Annotated in this window: 25 protein-coding genes; 13 read left to right on the forward strand and 12 right to left on the reverse strand. The window is 42.7% G+C overall.

What is annotated here, in order from left to right; all coding sequences use genetic code 11:
* Nucleotides 1–354: 354 nt before the first annotated feature.
* The 7 genes from HEN21_RS12160 to HEN21_RS12190 all read left to right on the forward strand — a co-directional run bounded on the left by HEN21_RS12160 (nucleotide 355) and on the right by HEN21_RS12190 (nucleotide 6,109).
* Complete coding sequence (locus HEN21_RS12160) at nucleotides 355–978, forward strand: DUF2163 domain-containing protein (RefSeq protein WP_000342239.1); 624 nt, start codon at nucleotides 355–357, stop codon at nucleotides 976–978.
* Entirely contained in the window at nucleotides 963–1,382 is a 420-nt protein-coding gene (locus HEN21_RS12165) for a DUF6950 family protein (RefSeq protein ID WP_001352475.1), read from the forward strand. The genes HEN21_RS12160 and HEN21_RS12165 overlap by 16 nt, the downstream gene beginning before the upstream one ends.
* Nucleotides 1,366–4,569, forward strand: a complete 3,204-nt coding sequence (locus HEN21_RS12170) for a phage tail tip fiber protein (protein ID WP_024186062.1) — start codon at nucleotides 1,366–1,368, stop codon at nucleotides 4,567–4,569. The genes HEN21_RS12165 and HEN21_RS12170 overlap by 17 nt, the downstream gene beginning before the upstream one ends.
* Nucleotides 4,570–4,624: 55 nt before the next feature.
* Complete coding sequence (locus HEN21_RS12175) at nucleotides 4,625–4,828, forward strand: hypothetical protein (RefSeq protein WP_000488017.1); 204 nt, start codon at nucleotides 4,625–4,627, stop codon at nucleotides 4,826–4,828.
* The gene (locus HEN21_RS12180; protein ID WP_024186061.1) at nucleotides 4,828–5,124 is read left to right on the forward strand and encodes a hypothetical protein; all 297 of its coding nucleotides are present in this window, start codon (nucleotides 4,828–4,830) and stop codon (nucleotides 5,122–5,124) included. Before HEN21_RS12175 ends, HEN21_RS12180 begins: the two co-directional genes overlap by 1 nt.
* A gap of 9 nt (nucleotides 5,125–5,133) precedes the next feature.
* Complete coding sequence (locus tag HEN21_RS12185) at nucleotides 5,134–5,781, forward strand: hypothetical protein (RefSeq protein WP_000012755.1); 648 nt, start codon at nucleotides 5,134–5,136, stop codon at nucleotides 5,779–5,781.
* 61 nt (nucleotides 5,782–5,842) lie between these two features.
* Nucleotides 5,843–6,109, forward strand: a complete 267-nt coding sequence (locus tag HEN21_RS12190; RefSeq protein ID WP_151329330.1) for a hypothetical protein — start codon at nucleotides 5,843–5,845, stop codon at nucleotides 6,107–6,109.
* 26 nt (nucleotides 6,110–6,135) lie between these two features.
* On the opposite strand, the gene HEN21_RS12195 is transcribed toward HEN21_RS12190, so the two are convergent.
* Entirely contained in the window at nucleotides 6,136–6,588 is a 453-nt protein-coding gene (locus tag HEN21_RS12195; protein ID WP_000351735.1) for a glycoside hydrolase family protein, read from the reverse strand.
* Between the two features lie 50 nt (nucleotides 6,589–6,638).
* Here HEN21_RS12195 and HEN21_RS12200 point away from each other — a divergent pair, with 50 nt between their 5' ends.
* From HEN21_RS12200 to HEN21_RS12215, 4 genes are read left to right on the forward strand one after another with little or no spacing between them, the layout of a single operon-like run.
* A complete protein-coding gene (locus tag HEN21_RS12200) occupies nucleotides 6,639–7,064 on the forward strand; it encodes a GIY-YIG nuclease family protein (protein ID WP_250951649.1) in 426 nt (141 codons plus the stop codon).
* Nucleotides 7,061–7,639: a hypothetical protein gene (locus HEN21_RS12205; RefSeq protein ID WP_000700039.1), complete on the forward strand. Its 579-nt coding sequence runs from the start codon at nucleotides 7,061–7,063 to the stop codon at nucleotides 7,637–7,639. The genes HEN21_RS12200 and HEN21_RS12205 overlap by 4 nt, the downstream gene beginning before the upstream one ends.
* A gap of 3 nt (nucleotides 7,640–7,642) precedes the next feature.
* Complete coding sequence (locus HEN21_RS12210; RefSeq protein ID WP_001047145.1) at nucleotides 7,643–7,963, forward strand: hypothetical protein; 321 nt, start codon at nucleotides 7,643–7,645, stop codon at nucleotides 7,961–7,963.
* Nucleotides 7,960–8,253, forward strand: coding sequence for a hypothetical protein (locus tag HEN21_RS12215; protein WP_000623549.1), 294 nt, complete (start codon nucleotides 7,960–7,962; stop codon nucleotides 8,251–8,253). The genes HEN21_RS12210 and HEN21_RS12215 overlap by 4 nt, the downstream gene beginning before the upstream one ends.
* A gap of 23 nt (nucleotides 8,254–8,276) precedes the next feature.
* Here the strand turns inward: HEN21_RS12215 and HEN21_RS12220 are convergent, their stop codons facing one another.
* Complete coding sequence (locus HEN21_RS12220; RefSeq protein WP_148713390.1) at nucleotides 8,277–8,972, reverse strand: hypothetical protein; 696 nt, start codon at nucleotides 8,970–8,972, stop codon at nucleotides 8,277–8,279.
* A 40-nt stretch (nucleotides 8,973–9,012) separates the two neighbouring features.
* On the opposite strand from HEN21_RS12220, the gene HEN21_RS12225 reads away from it, so the two are divergent.
* Nucleotides 9,013–9,207, forward strand: a complete 195-nt coding sequence (locus HEN21_RS12225; RefSeq protein ID WP_049595139.1) for a hypothetical protein — start codon at nucleotides 9,013–9,015, stop codon at nucleotides 9,205–9,207.
* Between the two features lie 241 nt (nucleotides 9,208–9,448).
* Here HEN21_RS12225 and mdtG read toward each other — a convergent pair whose 3' ends face one another.
* A complete protein-coding gene (gene mdtG / locus HEN21_RS12230; protein WP_176252531.1) occupies nucleotides 9,449–10,675 on the reverse strand; it encodes a multidrug efflux MFS transporter MdtG in 1,227 nt (408 codons plus the stop codon).
* 168 nt (nucleotides 10,676–10,843) lie between these two features.
* Nucleotides 10,844–11,764: a kdo(2)-lipid IV(A) lauroyltransferase gene (gene lpxL, locus HEN21_RS12235; protein WP_010351771.1), complete on the reverse strand. Its 921-nt coding sequence runs from the start codon at nucleotides 11,762–11,764 to the stop codon at nucleotides 10,844–10,846.
* 224 nt (nucleotides 11,765–11,988) lie between these two features.
* On the opposite strand from lpxL, the gene trhO reads away from it, so the two are divergent.
* Nucleotides 11,989–13,041, forward strand: coding sequence for an oxygen-dependent tRNA uridine(34) hydroxylase TrhO (gene trhO / locus HEN21_RS12240; protein WP_105284902.1), 1,053 nt, complete (start codon nucleotides 11,989–11,991; stop codon nucleotides 13,039–13,041).
* Nucleotides 13,042–13,082: 41 nt separating this feature from the next.
* On the opposite strand, the gene HEN21_RS12245 is transcribed toward trhO, so the two are convergent.
* From HEN21_RS12245 to HEN21_RS12280, 8 genes are all read right to left on the reverse strand, one after another.
* Entirely contained in the window at nucleotides 13,083–13,658 is a 576-nt protein-coding gene (locus HEN21_RS12245) for a YceI family protein (protein ID WP_176252530.1), read from the reverse strand.
* A gap of 1 nt (nucleotide 13,659) precedes the next feature.
* A complete protein-coding gene (locus HEN21_RS12250; protein WP_176252529.1) occupies nucleotides 13,660–14,226 on the reverse strand; it encodes a cytochrome b in 567 nt (188 codons plus the stop codon).
* Nucleotides 14,227–14,487: 261 nt separating this feature from the next.
* Nucleotides 14,488–14,601: a YceO family protein gene (locus HEN21_RS12255; RefSeq protein WP_001253739.1), complete on the reverse strand. Its 114-nt coding sequence runs from the start codon at nucleotides 14,599–14,601 to the stop codon at nucleotides 14,488–14,490.
* 47 nt (nucleotides 14,602–14,648) lie between these two features.
* Nucleotides 14,649–15,767 carry an N-methyl-L-tryptophan oxidase gene (gene solA, locus HEN21_RS12260; protein WP_176252528.1) on the reverse strand — a complete coding sequence of 373 codons (1,119 nt, stop codon included), beginning with the start codon at nucleotides 15,765–15,767 and terminating at the stop codon, nucleotides 14,649–14,651.
* A 114-nt stretch (nucleotides 15,768–15,881) separates the two neighbouring features.
* The gene (gene bssS / locus HEN21_RS12265) at nucleotides 15,882–16,136 is read right to left on the reverse strand and encodes a biofilm formation regulator BssS (protein ID WP_000414435.1); all 255 of its coding nucleotides are present in this window, start codon (nucleotides 16,134–16,136) and stop codon (nucleotides 15,882–15,884) included.
* Between the two features lie 276 nt (nucleotides 16,137–16,412).
* Nucleotides 16,413–16,658: a DNA damage-inducible protein I gene (dinI, locus tag HEN21_RS12270; RefSeq protein ID WP_001217754.1), complete on the reverse strand. Its 246-nt coding sequence runs from the start codon at nucleotides 16,656–16,658 to the stop codon at nucleotides 16,413–16,415.
* Between the two features lie 73 nt (nucleotides 16,659–16,731).
* Nucleotides 16,732–17,778, reverse strand: a complete 1,047-nt coding sequence (pyrC, locus tag HEN21_RS12275) for a dihydroorotase (RefSeq protein ID WP_000126575.1) — start codon at nucleotides 17,776–17,778, stop codon at nucleotides 16,732–16,734.
* A 105-nt stretch (nucleotides 17,779–17,883) separates the two neighbouring features.
* The gene (locus HEN21_RS12280; RefSeq protein WP_176252527.1) at nucleotides 17,884–18,444 is read right to left on the reverse strand and encodes a lipoprotein; all 561 of its coding nucleotides are present in this window, start codon (nucleotides 18,442–18,444) and stop codon (nucleotides 17,884–17,886) included.
* Nucleotides 18,445–18,594 lie beyond the last annotated feature (150 nt).

Raw genomic sequence — 18,594 nt, forward strand, 5'->3', positions numbered from 1 at the left:
GACTATCACTTAAATAAGTGATATTGGTTGTCTGGAGATTCAGGGGGCCAGTCTACACAGTATCCAGTGTATCAGCAGTACCAGCAGGTAATATCGTACTGAATACTAACTCTCAACTATTGGGCGTAGGTGACTTAGTACAGTTCACTAACCACACCAAACTATATCGAATCATTGACCGTACTAATACCAGTATTACAGTATTCCCAGCACTAAGAGCGGCAGTACAGGCAGGTGAAATCATCAAGTATAACAACCTAACACTATCGGCTGTACTGAATGCAGATAATGACTATACAGTACCTATTACTAACGTAATGATGATCAAACTAAAGGCGACGGAGAATTTATAATATGGATGATTTAAAAACAAATGCCAACCTCCTAAAATACTGGAACCTTACACGCGGTGGTAATCGTACATCTCTTACTATTCAGGAGATCATGAGTCTAGGGCAGCATGTAACATGTTTTGATGTTTTCCCCCGTGGACAAAATGCCATTCACTGGACTGATGCATTCATTAACATAAACCTAAATAGTGTAGTATACCAGTCCTTCCCAGATATTATACAGGATTCACTACCGAGCTTTAGTGAGGAAAAGGGAATTAGTAATAACTCTATCTCCTTTAAAGTTAGTAATATTGACAACTCAGTACAGATGCTTGCATTAGGTAATGGCCTATTCAAAGCGAAAGTTAATATTATTATGGTAATTCTAGATCCATACACTACTACACCAATCTATCAGATGTTGATGTTCTCTGGATTCATTGACTATTGTCAAGCAACAGCAGATCCAAACCAGAAAGTTACAGAACTAACGATTAACGTTAACAGTATCTACCAGAAGTTAGACGTACAAACGCGTACTATTGCTAGTGATTCAGTGTATCAATCGTATTACCCAGGCGATGCGTTTATGTCACTACTAGGACAGGTAAACCAAGCAAACCAAGAATGGAAGATGAAATAATGAATCTACACAACAGAATTATAAAACATATTGAAGATGCACTAGCTACAGACTACGCCTTCGGTACTAATGATTGCAATATCGTAGCTTTACGTATTGTTGATGAAATCAAAGGCACTAACTGGTCACAAGTTGCATCATATACATCACTAAAAGAAGGTGTAGCACAATTAAAAGAATTAGGATTCGAAAGTACACAAGATATTATTAGACAAGAATGCCAGGAAGTGAAAGTACCAGTCGATGGGGATATTTGGTTAGATCCAGAGAATCCATTAATTATGGCAATAGTAGTATCCGGTCGTATGTTAGGTATTAATTATGATCATACTTCTTTCGAACTAATCAATAAAAAGAAAATAGGCAAGTATTATAGGAGTGTTAAGAATGGGGAGTCAAAATAGTATTTTTGGTGCTCTAATAACTGCCGTGATGGTTGTAGCTGCCGTATATACGGGTGGGGCAACATTAACAGTAGCGGCATATTGGGGAGCGGCAGCAGGTGCACTATCATTAGTAGCTACCAGTATGCTGGGACAAGTAGGGGGACTAGCCGGATATTCCGATGTAGCAAGTGCATTACAGCGATCAACCAGTCCAACCAGTGGCCTACCTGTCATTTATGGCGGTAGTGCACCACACAAAAACGGCGTATCAGGCGGTAGCTTCGTATTAACGGGCGTAATCAATAACTGGTATAATGTCAAAGACGATAGCTCACAGTATTTCTTCAGTGAACAAGTAGTATCAATGTCCGGTACTGGAAATCACATTGAGCAGATTTACATGGATAACGAGCCAATTTTAGCAGTACCAGTTACTACCGATGGTATTATCCCAAAAGCTAATCTAGTTTCAAAATTCCAGCCATATCTACAAGTAGAAGTACGCTTTGGTGGTAATTACACAACTACAAAAGAACTAGCTAAAATATATGCGGGTCCGAAATGGACAGATAAATTCTTAGGTAAGGGTGTTGTATCAATCAGTACCGTAATATATAAAACCGAAGATTCTACTATGGATGGTATCTTAACAAATGATAACTTCAATATGACCGTAGAATTAAAAGGCCAGAAAATATATGATTTCAATTCCGGTACTGTATTTGCTACTTCATGTCCAGCAAGTCAGATTTATAATTATCTAACTGATACTACATATGGATTAGGACTTGAACCAGCTTTAGTAAATCAGGATTCATTCACTGAAGTAAGTCAGTATTGTTTTCAACAGGAATTATATTCTAATATAGGTATGTCTTATCAATCGACATATAAAGAGAATATAGAAACAATCCTACAATCATTTGGCGGTATTATGTATGTCCACGCAGGACAGGTACACGTAACAGTAGACCGTAAAACTCTATCAGTATATTCATTTGATGAAACTAATATCTATGGTGAAGCAAGTATTACAACTTCCGGTAATGCTGATTACTATAACGTAATTGATGCACAATATACGAACATCGATACACTCTATACTACAGATGTATTGCGTATTCCATCAAATATTAGTAATGACGATGTGGTTAATAGTGACGGACTGGTTATTACCTTATCCCGTGACTTTAAGGCCATCTATGATAAGGAAACCGTAGCACGTCTAGTTAACGCCGAACTACGTAAATCTAAGTTCGCCAAACGTACTGTAACCTTTACAACTGCCGAAGGTTGGGATCTTCGTGTCTGGGATAGTATCAATGTTAACTTTAAAGAATTAGCAGTCTCTGGAAAGTTCAAAGTATTATCTAAATCAGTTGCAACTGACCAACAGAACGTAGGCTATGTAACAGTAACTGCCGTAGAATATCCAGATGAAATCTTTGATGGTGATGATCTAGGTATATGGAGTCCAGGCGGTGTTATCTCTGGTGATGCACTACGTCAAATATTACCACCTTCAAACGTACAGATTACGCGTAAGGGTGATACTACTACTGGTAGTGTTGTTAATATTTCATGGGATGCAAGCCCGTCCGGTAACGTTCGCGGGTACTATGTCTATTATAAACTCAGTACAGCCCAAAACTGGACAATTGCAGGTCAAACGCCAGTAGGTAAACTTGAATTTGATCTATATGGTCTTGATACTGATTCACATTATGACTTTGCAGTTAGTGCATATAATATTCTAGGTGGTGTATCTGTCAAAGCTACTATCATGGGTATTAAACCAGAGTTTAACTTTACCCTACCTTCAATCACTGGACTAAAACTAGTTAACGCAACAAGTGGACTACTAATTACAAATGAAACAGATTTTAATCTACGATGGGATAGTCAGAAGAATTTAAAAGTAAATGGTAATTCATTTAGCGACTACTTCAAATATTACGTAATTAAGATTTACGACGGTGCGGTACTAAAAGATACTTTCTATACTCAGGAAAGTGGCTTTAATTTCTCACTGGACTTGAACAAGTACAAACTACGTAAACCAACTATTGGTATTATGGCACAGGGATTTTTATCTGGTACATTCTCTCAGGAAGTAACTATTACTCCCGAAAACTTGCAATGTGGTCTAGTACAGGGCGTAGAAGTTGGTGGCGGATTTGGTAACTTATTTGTTAGTTGGACTGAATCAACCGAACCAGATTATGCAGGTGCACACATCGTAATGCGTACTGATATTAACACTACTTCATATATTAGTAATAAACCAGAATTTGATAGTGTTCCAAATATTAAAGATGGTGACTATTGGGTAAAAGTGGGTCTATTCGATGCCTTCGGTATGGATGATATCCAGTACAGCCCAGAAGTGAATATTAATATTAAATCGAAGTATCAGTTTACTCAGGAAGACGCAGACGAAATCAATACAATCTTAGACCTTAATGATCGACTTGATGAAACATTGAACAATGCAGTAAATGAAAGTAATGAGTATACTAATACTAAGGTAGCAGTAGTACAGAATAGTGTAGATGGTAACACTGCAAAGATTACCACTCTTACACAGACAGTTGCAGATAACGATACGGCACAAACTACGGCAATCACTCAGCTTAAATCATCAACTGATGCAGGCTTTGCGAGTGTTAACCAGGAAATGAGTACAAAGGCAAATAAAGATTCTGTAAACGCTACGTATACATTATCCGTCAATGCTAACGGTACTGTAGCTGGTTTTAAATTAATTGCCGATGGTGCAACTAATACCAGTGCTGTGTATTTCGCCGCAGAAAAATTCGTAATATCTGGTACTTCAACTGCTACTGTAGGTGGTGCAGCACCCTTTACGGTGATAGGCGGTATTACTTATCTGAAAACTGCGATGATCCAGCAAGCTTCGATCGGCACCGGGTACATCGCTGACGCTGCCATCACCAATTTAAAGCTGGCTAATGGTTCAGTGAACACATTAAAGGTTGTTGACGGCACGATCACTACGGCCAAAATTGCAGATACTATTCAAAGTAATAACTATGTTCCAAATAGTCAGGGGTGGCAGATTAATAAAGCTGGTACTTTCTATATTAATGGATCTGGCGGTACTGGTCGCATGGTAATCAGTAATACTATGATTCAGGTTTTTGATGCAAATGGTACGTTACGTGTTCGTATGGGATTATGGTAATAAATAAAGGCGTAGGCGAGGGAATTATCCCCCGTCATTACTAAAGGATAATATTATGTTTCAATATCTAAAAGATGAAGACGGTACAATCAAAGCAATTCTACTTAATAATATTTGTGAAATTGCCGCATCTGGTGATGACTTTTTAATCATTAAATCAAATAACGTATCATGGGAAGAACTACCACAGCGACTAATGGTTAATATGGATGCACTATCAGGTAAAGATGAAGACATTCAGGAAGGGGATAAAGAGTAATGGCACAAGGTCTACAATGCTGGAATGCAGCAGGGCAGATAGTAGTAGATTTGGGCGATTATAATATGCGTTATATGGGGGCAACTTCATTAAGTATTGCATCCGGTACTACAAATACTTGGGGTGTTGCCTTCGGTGGTATGCGTACAACTGGCTGGTTAGCCGTTCCACGTTCCGTAGCGTGGGGTACTGAATTTTACTGTATTCCCGGTAATGACGCATTTACAGTACGTTATACACCTACTGGCTATATATCTGCCCGTACTGTTATTTTTGATGTTTACTCATTCGGATAAGGATTATCTATGTCAGGTTTTAATGTCTATAATGCATATGGGAAACTCACTGTAGATTCTGATAATAGAGCTACTCTAATTTCTCAAGTCAAAGATATGGGCGGTCTAATTGATGTCGGTGCTTTCAATATTCCATCTGCTTTTGGTAATGGCTCTACACTAGGTTATATTGGGCTTAATTTCTTTCCAGCCGATGGCCTACGCTGGTTTCAACTATACAGTGATGGTAGGTACTGCTTTCCGGGTGCATCACTCTATGAAGCTGGTACAGGCCGTTTTATGCTATCTAATAATACTAATGCAATGACGTCTGGTTATTTGGATGTGTTCAATACTGGTGGTGGTTTGATCTGGAGTGCTGCCAGTGCTGGTACTATGCCGCGTATACTGGACTTTTTCACAATTCCGGCTGGTCATGATCTGGCAAGTCCTATCACCTTCAATACTAACTTTGCTAATCCGTGGATCTGCATTAGTCAGTGTCCAGGTAACGTAACAGATGACGGTACTGTAGGTGGCTATTCCGGTATCATGATTCGTCGTAATAGTGCTACTTCATTTACAGTACAGTACGTTAATAAAAACCAGATGAACTACCCTACGGCAATGGGATCATCTCAGGTACAAATAGCCCTAGCTGCCTTTACTGGTTATTAACTGGTACTACCATCCAACCATAAATAAAAGTAACTATAAAATATAAAATAGGATCTATTATATGGCAGGATGGGAAAGTATAATTGCCGTCATAATAGCTTTGGGTGCTTTTATTTGGAATCTCATTAGAGATAAATCCGCAGACTTTAAAACACTTGAATCACGACTGGCTAAAATAGAATCAGATTTAGCACATACTAAATCGGACGTAGAAAGGTTAGAAAAGGGTCAGGATGATTTAGAATCAGCACTCAATGATTTACGTTCTCAGATTCATTCAATGGATCTAAAAATAGAACGAGTGATAGCAATATTAGAAAAAAAATAAGGGGCTTATTGCCCCTTTTCTTTTTGCTATTTGTTTACTAATTGATAAATCATATCTTTAACGCGGTTAGGTGTCTGACGATACCATAGACTATCTTTAGCCTGAATAATCGCCTCCTTCCAATCCTTGCGGTGTAGTGCTGCAATCATCTTCTTGAACTTCTTAACACCACCTAAACCCAACTGAAAGGCCATAATAACTAAGAAGTCTTGCCAGTCCTTCGGTAAGTCCAAGCCCAATGTTTTAACATCCTTGATAGTACGGTCAATATCCCATGCTAGTAGTAAATCTGCATCAATGGCACTGATACCGTTTTTAAATTTTTCACGCTCACTATCTAGGATCTTATGCCCATATCCCACTGTAGCGTACCCTTCGGTATCTACATATGGGTAGAACTTGTCTTGTCGATAGTATCCGCGTACTCGTTGGTATTCTTTAGTACCTTCATATAGTTTTAATCTTTCTTTAATGTCCATAAATAACCTTATAATAATAGTAATAGTTAAGGATATTTATGATATGGGATATGTTTGATCCAGAAGTCTGGAATATAAATGATGTAGATTCTGGCAACTATGCCGCATTTGTTTACTTGATTCAGTTTGAAAATTCTGGTTGGTATATTGGTATGAAGCAGATATATAAGGGCGTTAAAGATATTAAAAAATTAAAGTCCAGTACCAAACAATCGAATTGGAAGGACTACACATCAAGTAGTAAAACAGTAAATGCCTTAATTGACGCAGGGGAGAACTATAAAAAGTATGTTCTATGGTGTTTCCCTACTGCTAACCAAGCAGCACTAGTAGAAGCCACTCTAATCGGCTCATGTGGACTTAAACCGCATAATCTGAATAAAGCCATACTTGCAAAGGTGAGGCTGCCAGCGAGTGATACAGAGCGTTTAAAGCTATTTAAAATTGTAAAGGATCTAATAGGGACTCTCACATGAAAATCAATGCAAAAATAACTGGCCTATCCAGTGCAAAGGGCTATCTAAATCAACAGGGAAAATTATATGGTAATCAATTCCAAGATGAACTAATTAAACGTACTCGCCAACTAGCTAAGGAAATGCAAGCAGATTTAAATGATTCAATCGATAAAGGGGGCGTAGCCTTTACAAAGAATGCTGTACTGTACTTTTATAACAAGTCCGGTACTAGCGTAAGCTGTACTATCATGATTAAAGATATTCAAGCCGGATACCTTTATGATGTAATTGTACATCCCGATCCACTAAAGAAATTTGTACCTACATCTGCGGCACGTCTGACTAAACAGGGGAACATACCCCAGCTTAAAAGTAATATTGAAAAGGGTAAATATCGCGTAGTAGTTGAAAACGGGAAAAAGTACCTAATCGATACAACTAAGAAAGATACGAAGACAAAAACTAAACGTGTAATTGGTGTACGTGAAACGAAGAAGAGGAAGCTAATTTATGACTTCTATGAAGAAGCAGAAAAGGGAGTAACTACAATCGTTAGCGGCATGAAAGGACACTTTAAACTGAAGAAGGGGTAACATATGAATTTAGAAGATCATCACTATGGGGAAGAAGTTAACGAGATTACATTAGATGGGGTAACACCATTTGGTAACTCATATCAGTTCGAACTTTTTCAACTAGACAATAAGAAAATAAAAAAGAAAGTTAAAGCCTTTGCACCTGATATTAAAACTTATATGAATGTAGTTTTCTCCTATAAGCAATCACAGTGGACTGATGGGGATATACTAACATGGACGTATAAAGGTATACCCTTTGAAGTAGTGCTACTCGATTCACATTTTATCAGTGTTAAGGGTAAACATTTCTATCAATATGTAATAGGAGTAAAAAAATGATTAGTATCTTAGTAGAACTATTAAAATCTGGTATGGATTTTTTCATCAAGAAAAAAACAGTGGAAAAAGAAGTTCAGAAAACTAACGCCGAAGGTCAAATAGAAGTAAACAAAGAAGAAATTGAAAGAGTATCATTTCACTGGCGTAACACTCTTGGATTCGTGTTAACTATGATTGTAGCTTACAACTGGTTAATAGTACCGCTACTAGATGCGTTTGGAATTGTAGTTATTCAAGTCCCATTAGGGGAGCTTTTACAGGTGCTTTTGATTATGGTTGGTGGAAGCTAAGAAAGCCCCTTATGGGGCTTTTTTTATTCTACTGGTGGGGCATAAGAGAATGCACTTACGAAACGTTTATTTAATGCTCTGTGTTTTAATGAACATTTTGCTACTACTTTATCAAATTCGTCTTTAGATTTTATCCATGTTTTATGCCTAATGATATGACTCGTATGACCATCGATATCTAAATTAGATAGCTTTTCTTCAATAATTTCTCTTGCGTCCTCTAACACTTTTAAATATTTAACATATTCTTCTTGATAGTTGCACTTCATATCCCATGAGCTTAAGCTAAAAATTGCAACTAATAATTCAATTGCTTTTTTTCTGATATTAGTACATTGAACTAATAAGTTACTATGCTCTACTTTCATATTTTTTTGGAATTCTTTGTTTAGCTCAGATCCATCCATGTAATTCAAAGCAAAATTCTTATAATCTGACTGTAACTCAAATAATAGCTTGGTGATTAAATGCATACCGATTAATATTTCTTTTGCATGTTCAAAGCCTTTGTTTTTGACTTTATCTTTTAACCAGTTACGTACACTCCATGCGGCAAGTAATGCCGATGCGGCAATTACTGTATCCATAATTGCTGATACTGTACCACTATCAAATCCATGTAAGAATAGTACATCACAATATATTGGTATTAATACGCCAATGCATATGCACATTATATGTGAGAACCTTATTTTCATCATTATTTCTTTTATCTTCATTTTTATAGATACCTATACAACAACTGTACAAGGGTATTCTATGGTAAGAGTAACTAAAAAGAAATCACAACTACATTTGAAAGTAATGGAGTTAGTATATTCAGATAAGCAACTAACAGAAGATGATAAAGAGTTTATCTTCAATAACTACAAAGGTGATGGTATCGGTGCTATGGGGGCTTTGTTTACTTCCGAAATGCTAGCATGGGTTTTCATACCCCAGTGTGGGGATTGACACATCCATTTACCATGATGAATAGCATGGTACAGAGGTCATATGTGAATCAGTGATTGTCGATGATGGTGGTACTAATCTATAAAGCGTTCATAACCCATTGATTATTATAAATGTAAAAATATTCTCAACTTCTTCAAGCGTTGCGTACATAGTCATCACGACTCTCCCTTTGATTTGCTGAGGTGTTCAGGGAAAGAATAGCTGATTCTCCGCTTTTGCAAGTATGAAAGGCGAAAAATCAGTTCGATACCTGGGGGAGTCGGCGACGGCGCAGGCTGTTCCACGAATAGACCGTGTTAAACAAAACGACTCCGGCGGTAACCAGAAATACAGCACGAAAGCCGTAGTGTGCTGAAATAGCTGCGCCCATCAACGGCCCCGTAACGTTGCCAATATCGCGAAACGACTGGTTGTAGCTGAAAATGCGCCCGGCGATTTGGTTGGTCGAATTATAAACCAGCAACGTTTGTACGGCGGGGAGCAGAGCGCCGTCTGCGGCGCCGAGCAAAAAGCGTAAAATCCCCAGTTGCAGTGGTGTCTGGACATAAGACATTGGGATCAACAGCAGCACAGAAAAGATCAGCGCAGTTATCAGGATCTTTTCTGGCCCGATACGATCGCCAAGTTTACCGAGTCGTGGAGCACTTAGCAGTGCAGCCACGCCGGGCACGGAGGCGATCATGCCGCTAATAAAGGCGATATTACTGACATTTCCTGCCAGTTCGCGGACATACAGCGTCAGGATTGGCGCGATAGATCCAGTAGCAATCTGGATAATTAATGTTGTGACAAACAGGCTAAGTACCAGTTTCGGATTTTTAAGCGATGTTACGACTTCCCGCATGTGCAGCATCTCTTTTTTGCTGACGGGCTGGAATTTTTCTCTGATACAAAACAGGGTGACGAAAAAGCAGAGTATGAGCACACTGGCGGTAATAAAGAATACCGGACGTAAGCCGTAGTTATCAGCGAGTAAGCCACCAGCCATCGGGCCGAGCAACGCGCCGCTAACGCCGCCGGTGGAGAGCGTACCCAGCGCCCAGCCGCTTTTATTACGCGGTACTTGTGTGGCGATAAGAGCATTGGCGTTGGGGACAAATCCGCCAAGCAAACCAAGCAGCGCCCGCAGGATCAAAAACTGCCAGATATTTTGCGCCAGCCCCATCAGCACCATCACGATGCCCATGCCAAGAGCAGAGCGCAATAGCATGATTTTTCGGCCTTTGCGGTCGGCAAGTCCACCCCAGAAAGGGGAGGCGATAGCGGAAAATAAAAAGGTAATACTGAAGACAATTCCCGACCACATATTCAGCGCGCTGTGGCCAGTGACGCCAAGTTGCTCAACGTAGAGGGGTAAGAATGGCATCACCAGACTGAAGGCGGCACCGGTAAGAAAACAACCTAGCCAGGCAACGATCAGGTTTCGTTTCCAGTTTATGGGGGTGTCATTTTCACAGAGTGACATAGCAATCCGCTGTTGGTGCGCCAGGCGCGGTGAATAAAAGGAGAAAAAGTAAGCACACTAATTATGCGCCTGACTTATAGGTGACGCAATGTACAGAGCTTTTATCGCTAAATCAGGGGGGGGCAGCGGTAATGCCGGATGCAGTTCGAAACATCCGGCAAGGGAGATTTAATAGCGTGAAGGTACGCCTTCCGGGCGCGTTTTAAAGCGACGATGCAGCCACATGTACTGTTCCGGTGCCATCATGATGCATTTCTCGACCACTTTATTCATCCACGCTGCGGTGACTTCGGCGTTATCCAGAGGCGGTGAACACTCTGGCGGCAGCATGATCAACTGATAGCCTTTGCCGTCTGGCTTACGACGCGGAACAAACGGCACCAGGCACGCACCAGACATTCTCGCCAGCATCCAGGTGCCACTGGTGGTCGCCGCCTGCTCAACAGCAAACAGCGGCACGAAAACGCTCGAGCGCGGACCGTAATCGTGATCCGGCGCATACCAGACCACTTCGCCTTTCTTTAGTGCCCGGATCATGCCTTTTAAATCTTTGCGATCAAGCATCGACTTATTCGAACGCAGGCGCCCCCAGGTTTGCAGCCAGTCGAGCAACGGATTATCGTTTGGGCGATAGACGCCGATACCCGGCTCCTGCATACCAAATTGCCTTGCGCCCAGCTCCAGCGTCAGAAAATGGATGCCGACCAACAGAATGCCGCGCTTTTGCGCCTGCACGTCACGGATATGTTCCATGCCAATCACTTCCGTCCAGCGGGCAATTCGACGATCCGACCAGAACCACGCCATGCCGGTTTCCATCAACCCCATACCAACGGATTCGAAATTCTTCACCATCATTTCATGGCGTTCTTGTTCGCTCATCTCCGGGAAGCACAGTTCCAGGTTGCGATATACAATTTTGGCGCGACGTTTCATAACATGTAACGCCAGTCGTCCTGCCGCAATGCCAAGGCGGTAGATAATCGGGTAGGGTAACTGCACGACTAACCAAAGTACGCCAATACCCAACCAGGTTAACCAATAACGCGGATGAAGCAGTGCGGTGGAGAACTTGGGTAGATTCGTCATATCAATCCTGTCTTTCAACCTATACGGGCAATTGTATGTATTGTCGCATTTTTTCGTCCGCAACCAAAATTTGTGACCGAAGACTGGGCGAAATTACCGCGTATGTAAATCATTAATAATTTTTAATGCGCAAATGTAGCGTAAAATGTATGGATGTTAATTGTCGATAATTGCTATATCATGCTGCGGATTTTTACTTTCCCACCCCGCAGGAACCGTACACCATGCCAGTGTTACACAACCGCATTTCTAATGACGCGCTGAAAGCCAAAATGCTGGCCGAGAGCGAACCACGCACCACCATTTCGTTCTATAAATATTTCCACATTACCGATCCCAAAACGACCCGTGATGCTTTATATCAGCTATTTACCGCGTTGAATGTCTTTGGACGGGTCTATCTGGCGCATGAAGGGATCAACGCACAAATCAGCGTACCGGCGAGCAACGTAGAGACATTTCGCGCACAGCTTTATGCTTTTGATCCTGCTTTAAACGGTTTACGTCTGAATATTGCGCTGGATGATGACGGGAAATCCTTCTGGGTGCTGCGCATGAAGGTTCGCGACCGAATTGTTGCCGATGGTATTGACGATCCTCAATTTGATGCCAGTAACGTGGGGGAATACCTGCAAGCAGCGGAAGTGAACGCCATGCTTGATGATCCCGATGCGCTGTTTATCGACATGCGCAACCACTATGAATATGAAGTGGGGCATTTTGAAAACGCGCTGGAAATTCCGGCAGATACCTTTCGCGAACAACTGCCAAAAGCGGTTGAGATGATGCAGGCGCATAAAGATAAAAAGATCGTGATGTACTGCACCGGTGGTATTCGTTGCGAAAAGGCCAGTGCCTGGATGAAACATAACGGATTCAATAAAGTCTGGCATATTGAAGGCGGGATTATTGAATACGCTCGTAAGGCGCGTGAACAAGGTTTGCCTGTCCGCTTTGTTGGTAAAAATTTTGTTTTTGACGAGCGGATGGGCGAGCGGATCTCTGACGAAATTATTGCGCATTGTCATCAGTGTGGCACACCTTGTGACAGCCATACCAATTGTAGAAATGATGGCTGTCATCTGTTGTTTATCCAGTGTCCGGCGTGTGCCGAGAAATTCAAGGGCTGTTGTAGTGAGATTTGCTGTGAAGAAAGTGCATTACCGCCAGAAGAACAGCGCCGCCGTCGTGCTGGGCGAGAAAATGGCAATAAGATCTTTAATAAATCGCGTGGACGCCTGAACACGACGCTGATCATTCCTGATCCAACAGAATAAACATTCGTGCCGGATGTGCGTCATCCGGCAACATCTATGCATTACTTCTGCTGTACACCTTCCACCGAAATAATCAGATCAACCTCCTGCGAAGCTGAACCTAAATCAGTCTTAATGTTGAAGTCTTTCAGCTTAATTTTGCCTTCTGCCTCGAAGCCCGCACGTTTACCGCCCCACGGATCGTCACCCTGACCAATCAATTTTGCTTCCAGCGTTACTGGTTTGGTTACGCCATTTAGTGTCAGATCACCCGTAATATCCAGTTCATCACCGTCTTTCTTCACGCTGGTAGAAGTGAACGTCGCCTGCGGATATTTTGCGGTATTGAGGAAATCTGCGCTGCGAAGATGCTTATCACGTTCGGCGTGATTGGTATCGACGCTGGTGGTGTTAATTGTCACATTCACTTTATCAGCAGCTGGGTTCTTTTCATCAAAGGTAAAAGTACCGTCGAAATCTTTAAAGGTGCCATATAACCAGCTATAGCCAAGGTGCTGGATGCGGAAATTGACAAAGGCGTGCTGACCTTCTTTGTCAATTTTGTAATCGGCGGCGACAGCTGAACCGGCAGAGAACATCAGGGAAGCAAAGGTTAAAGCAAGCAGGCTTTTTTTCATTTTATACTCCATAGTCAGATGACGATTTTCCCAGCATACGCTTCAGGGTGTCGTCTTTATCGATGAAATGATGCTTCAGGGCCATAAATCCGTGCATAACGGACAGTACGACGACGCTCCACGCGAGCCAAAAATGCAGGGCACCGGCAAGGTCAGCCTGTGCGCCAGCATCGGCAAGGGTCGCGGGGATGTCAAACCAGCCAAAAATGCTGATCGGTTTGCCATCGGCGGTCGAGATGAGATAGCCGCTGATGCCAATGGCGAAGAGCAAAAAGTACAGCGCGAGATGTCCAATTTGTGCGCCGAGGCGCGTCATGGTCGAATAACTTTGCAACGGACCAGGCGGTGGGGATATAACGCGCCACAGAATGCGTATAACCAGCCCCATCATTAACAGAATACCGACGCTTTTATGCAGCTCTGGTGCTTTGTGATACCAACCATCGTAATAACTGAGCGTTACCATCCATAGTCCTAAAGCAAACATGCCGTAGATAATGATTGCACTCAGCCAATGAAAGGCCATCGATATAACACCATAGCGTTTGGGGGTATTTGTAAGGGGCATAAATGCATCCGAAACTTATTTGCGAAAGAATGAAAATGGCGCGTTGGAGAATGAATTGCAACTGAAAAATAACAATTCGAATGATATTTATTTTTATTTCAATAATTTTGATTTAATAATGAAAGAATCTTCATAAGTTTAGTGGTTTCAGGATGAGGTATGTCAGGGGAATGCTACCAGGACAGAAATAAAGTTATTCAATTTTTCACGCCAAATGAAAGAGAGATTAAGGTTTTGTCAATTTATGTCAGTGGGGTGCGGTTAAAAATAAAACACGTAGATCAGATCCATAATTGCCAATAATCCCCAGAGAAAAAGATATAGCATGAGATGCTCGCGGATATTATTAATGAGATAGTTCACCAGCCGACGCATTAAAAACTCCTATAAAAACGGCCTCATTTTTGAGGCCGTGATGATGATTATTTGAAGCGGGCAAGTCTGAATGGCGTCAAATCAAAATCGCTATTTATGCCTTGCGCAAAATCGGCGGCTATTTCCCCTAATACCGATGCAAATTTAAATCCGTGTCCACTCAGACCGGTAATCAGCAGCGTATTATCGTGACCGGGCAGGGTGTCGATAATAAAATCTTCATCAGGTGAATTATCGTAGGTGCAGGAAGCGCCGTACAGGCAGCAACCAATACCCGGCAGTATGCTACGTAAGAAGGGAAAGGCTTCAGAACCGTCACTGGCGATTTCAGCAAACGGAACGCGTTCATCTGCTGAATGAATCACCTGTCCACCATTGTGTTTGCCAATTTTCAGGGCGTCATTTTCGGCGGGAAAGCCGTAATATTGATCGCCATTGGGCAGCTCTCCGGTAAAGGCCGGAAATTTATTTTTCATACTATAACGACCATCGGCCTGATACCAGGCGAACACTTTGCGTACTGGCTGGACAGGGAGTTCTGGCAGCAGGTCTTTTACCCAGGTTCCCGCGCAGACGATCGCTTTTTTCGCCTGATACTCGCCGTCAGCTGTTGTAATGGTTACGCCGTTGTCATCATGGTGAATAGCGGTAACCGGGCAATTAAACAGTTGAGCACAGCCAGCTTCATTCGCCAGTTTGATCCAGGTTTTAATCGCCAGTTCGCTGCGCAGAAAGCCAGAATCAGCCTCAAACAAGCCGATGTAATTGTCAGGAACGCGTATTTCAGGCCAGCGAGCCATAATGGCCTGCGCATCCAGTTTTTCGACGTTGAGTTGCCATTGTTCCGCGCTGTGGGCGACATTGGCGAGGAATTCGGAGTCGGCAGAGCCGAGGTTGATGACGCCAGAGCGCACAAAAACGGGGTCTTCTTCGTTGTAACGGGTGAGTTCATCCCACAGGGTTTGCGCGCGAAGCACCAACGGAACATACTTTTCGCCTTCACCATAAGCATGGCGAATTAATCGTGTATCACCGTGGTGGCTGCCGTGTTGGTGCGGCGGCATATGGGCGTCGGTCATCAGCACTTTCAAACCGGCCCGAGTGGCATAATACCCGGCTGCAGCACCTACGGAACCGCTGCCAATAATGATGAGATCGTATTTCATTTTTTTCTCTCTGCTCTCATGATTTAAGCAGAGTAATTAAGTGAATGCAGATATACAACCCAGAAATAGTAAAGGCACCAATCTGGTGCCTTTTGGGTGGATGGTCATGTCAAGTTAATGACGACGATACTCATTTACATGGAAATCACCAGATTCAATTTTGGCTATTCCTGCTTCTAATATCGAAATAAATTGTCTGGCAACATCAGTAGTTAACCAGAGTGTCTGACCAACTTCAGTCCCTTCCTGCTCGGACTTATTTGGGGTCTGGTAGTGCAAACGCAACATCAGAGCATCATAGCTATCAACGGTGCTGATGTCCCACCCTACGAGCGGATGAGTCTGAATGACTTCATTGTTTTTTTCCATCATGGCCCCCTAATTCGTGTTACTAGACAACGTTATTCGAGGTTCAATGCATTTTTATCTGAAGCAACTTCAGTATACCAATAAGTAAGGGTATCCACAGAATTTTTAAAGGGGGAAAGAGATATTTTTTTGTTTTTAAGATTTATATGAACAATAAAACAGCATGTCATTCATATTTTTTTAGCATATCGTGCAATTATTTTGAGGAAGTGTAGAAATTTTGTGCTGAAAATAAAAAAGCCGGGGCGACCCGGCAAAAACAAACATTACTGCATATTATTCGCTAACGAACCAGTCATCTGCGCTTTCCCATGTTTCTTGCAGAATTTCGCTAATGCGCTGTTTATCTTCTTTTGTTGCGCCAATAACCGATAAATTATTGGCTGCGGCATAACGAACAGAAACATGACCTTCGTTATCAGGAAACGCATATTGAATACGGCGGGAAAGTTCACCGGCCAGGGCGTCAATGGCTCCGGCAGGTAATGGAGAAGTTTTTGCTATGGTGACTTCAATTCTCATAATAGCCCCCTGTTTTACATACTGGTTATTTATACAGGTAAAATAACCTAATGACAACAGGGAACTACGTTTTTTATTGTTTAACTGTCCAGCGTACCGTTTCTCCGGCCAGGAATGGCACCAACGTGTCGTCAGTCAGAGCGATGCTTTCAGCCACTTTCTGCTCTTCGCGTACCAGTTCAATAAACGATTCGTTGACCGGTAAACCATAGAACTGCGGGCCGTTTAAAGAACAGAACGCTTCAAAGTGCTGTAACGCATTCATTTCTTCAAAGACAGTGGCGTAACTGCCCAGCGCCGTTGGTGCATTAAAACAGCCGGCACAACCGCAACTACTCTCTTTGCGATGACGCGCATGTGGCGCGGAGTCAGTCCCAAGGAAAACGCGACTAAAGCCACTGGCGACCAGTTCACGCAGCGCCTGTTGATGCACATTACGTTTGAGAATGGGCAGGCAGTACAGGTGCGGACGTACACCACCAACCAGCATGTGGTTACGGTTAAACATCAAATGTTGAGGGGTAATGGTAGCAGCCAGTAGTTCATTACCATCACGAACATATTCAGCGGCATCTTTAGTCGTGATGTGCTCAAAAACCACTTTCAGCCCAGCCAGGCGTTGGCGTAGCGGTTCCATAACAGTTTCAATAAAGCGAGCTTCACGGTCAAAAATGTCAATGTCGGCGTGTGTCACTTCTCCGTGTACCAGCAGTGGCATACCCATTTTTTCCATTCGCTCCAGTACGGGCATGATAGCGTCAACCGACGTCACGCCGTGGCTGGAGTTGGTGGTCGCGTTTGCCGGGTAAAGTTTTGCAGCGGTGAACACGCCTTCGTTAAACCCTCGCTCCAGTTCGTCTGCATCCAGTGAATCAGTTAAGTAGCAGGTCATCAGCGGGGTGAAGTCGTGCCCGGCAGGGACGGCGTCAAGAATACGTTGACGATAAGCCACGGCAGCCTCAACGGTCGTCACGGGCGGTGCCAGATTGGGCATAACGATGGCCCGACCATAGGTTTGGCTGGTATACGGCACGACAGTTTTTAACATGTCGCCATCGCGGAGGTGAAGGTGCCAGTCGTCTGGGCGGCGGATCTTTAATACCTGGGATGGTGCAGTCATTAATCTCTATGCTCCGGCTGAAGGGATGTTTTTGCCGGACACAAAGGATAAGCGGAAACGTTTTCCTTTGCACGAAAAATAAAGGGCGCGAATGCGCCCTCGTGTTTAATCAGTAAACGGAATGACAATTTCGCCAGGTTTCACCTCAATACCTTTCGCCAGTTTTTTCGCCATTGCTTCACCTTTGCTGCCATCTTCGCGCAGAATGTAAGCCGGTTGCTGGTTAAAGTAGTTGCGTAATGTCTGATTCAAATAGGGGAGCAACGTTTGCATCACTGTCTGCATTTTTTCCGGTTGTACCGTCGCATCGACCACTTCCATTTCCTTCAGGAAGATAGCGCCTTTTTCTTTATCGAAAACCGGCAGTGCTTTCAGTTTTAGTTTCATGGTCGCTTTCTGGCTGCCGAACAGGGAGTTCATATCCAGATTTGCATCCCCGGTTAAGGTTATCTTATTCGGCTCTTCGCGACCAATTTGGCTGGTCAGGTTTGTCAGAACAATATGGGCGTCAGCTACGCCGGGCAAACCGATATCTTTCGAGAAATTATTATGTTTCTCAAGCGACTGGTTAATTTCTTGTTCGCTAATCGTGTACTGGGTGAGTTGATTACAGCCAACGAGCAGGCCGCTGACGAGCAATGCAGCGGCAAATAAAAACTTGTTCATGGTAGTCCTCGACATGAAATCTGCGTCAATATCCTGACACAACGCAGCATGTGCCACCAGCGTTAAACTCGCCAGCAGAAAAAACTGAATTCTGCGGCGGCTGGTAATAACAAGCTGTTAAGGCGCGTCAGGTTGACAGGACGAGCAATG

The sequence above is a fragment of the Escherichia sp. 93.1518 genome, assembly GCF_013368915.2.
In the GTDB taxonomy this organism is placed as follows: domain Bacteria; phylum Pseudomonadota; class Gammaproteobacteria; order Enterobacterales; family Enterobacteriaceae; genus Escherichia; species Escherichia ruysiae.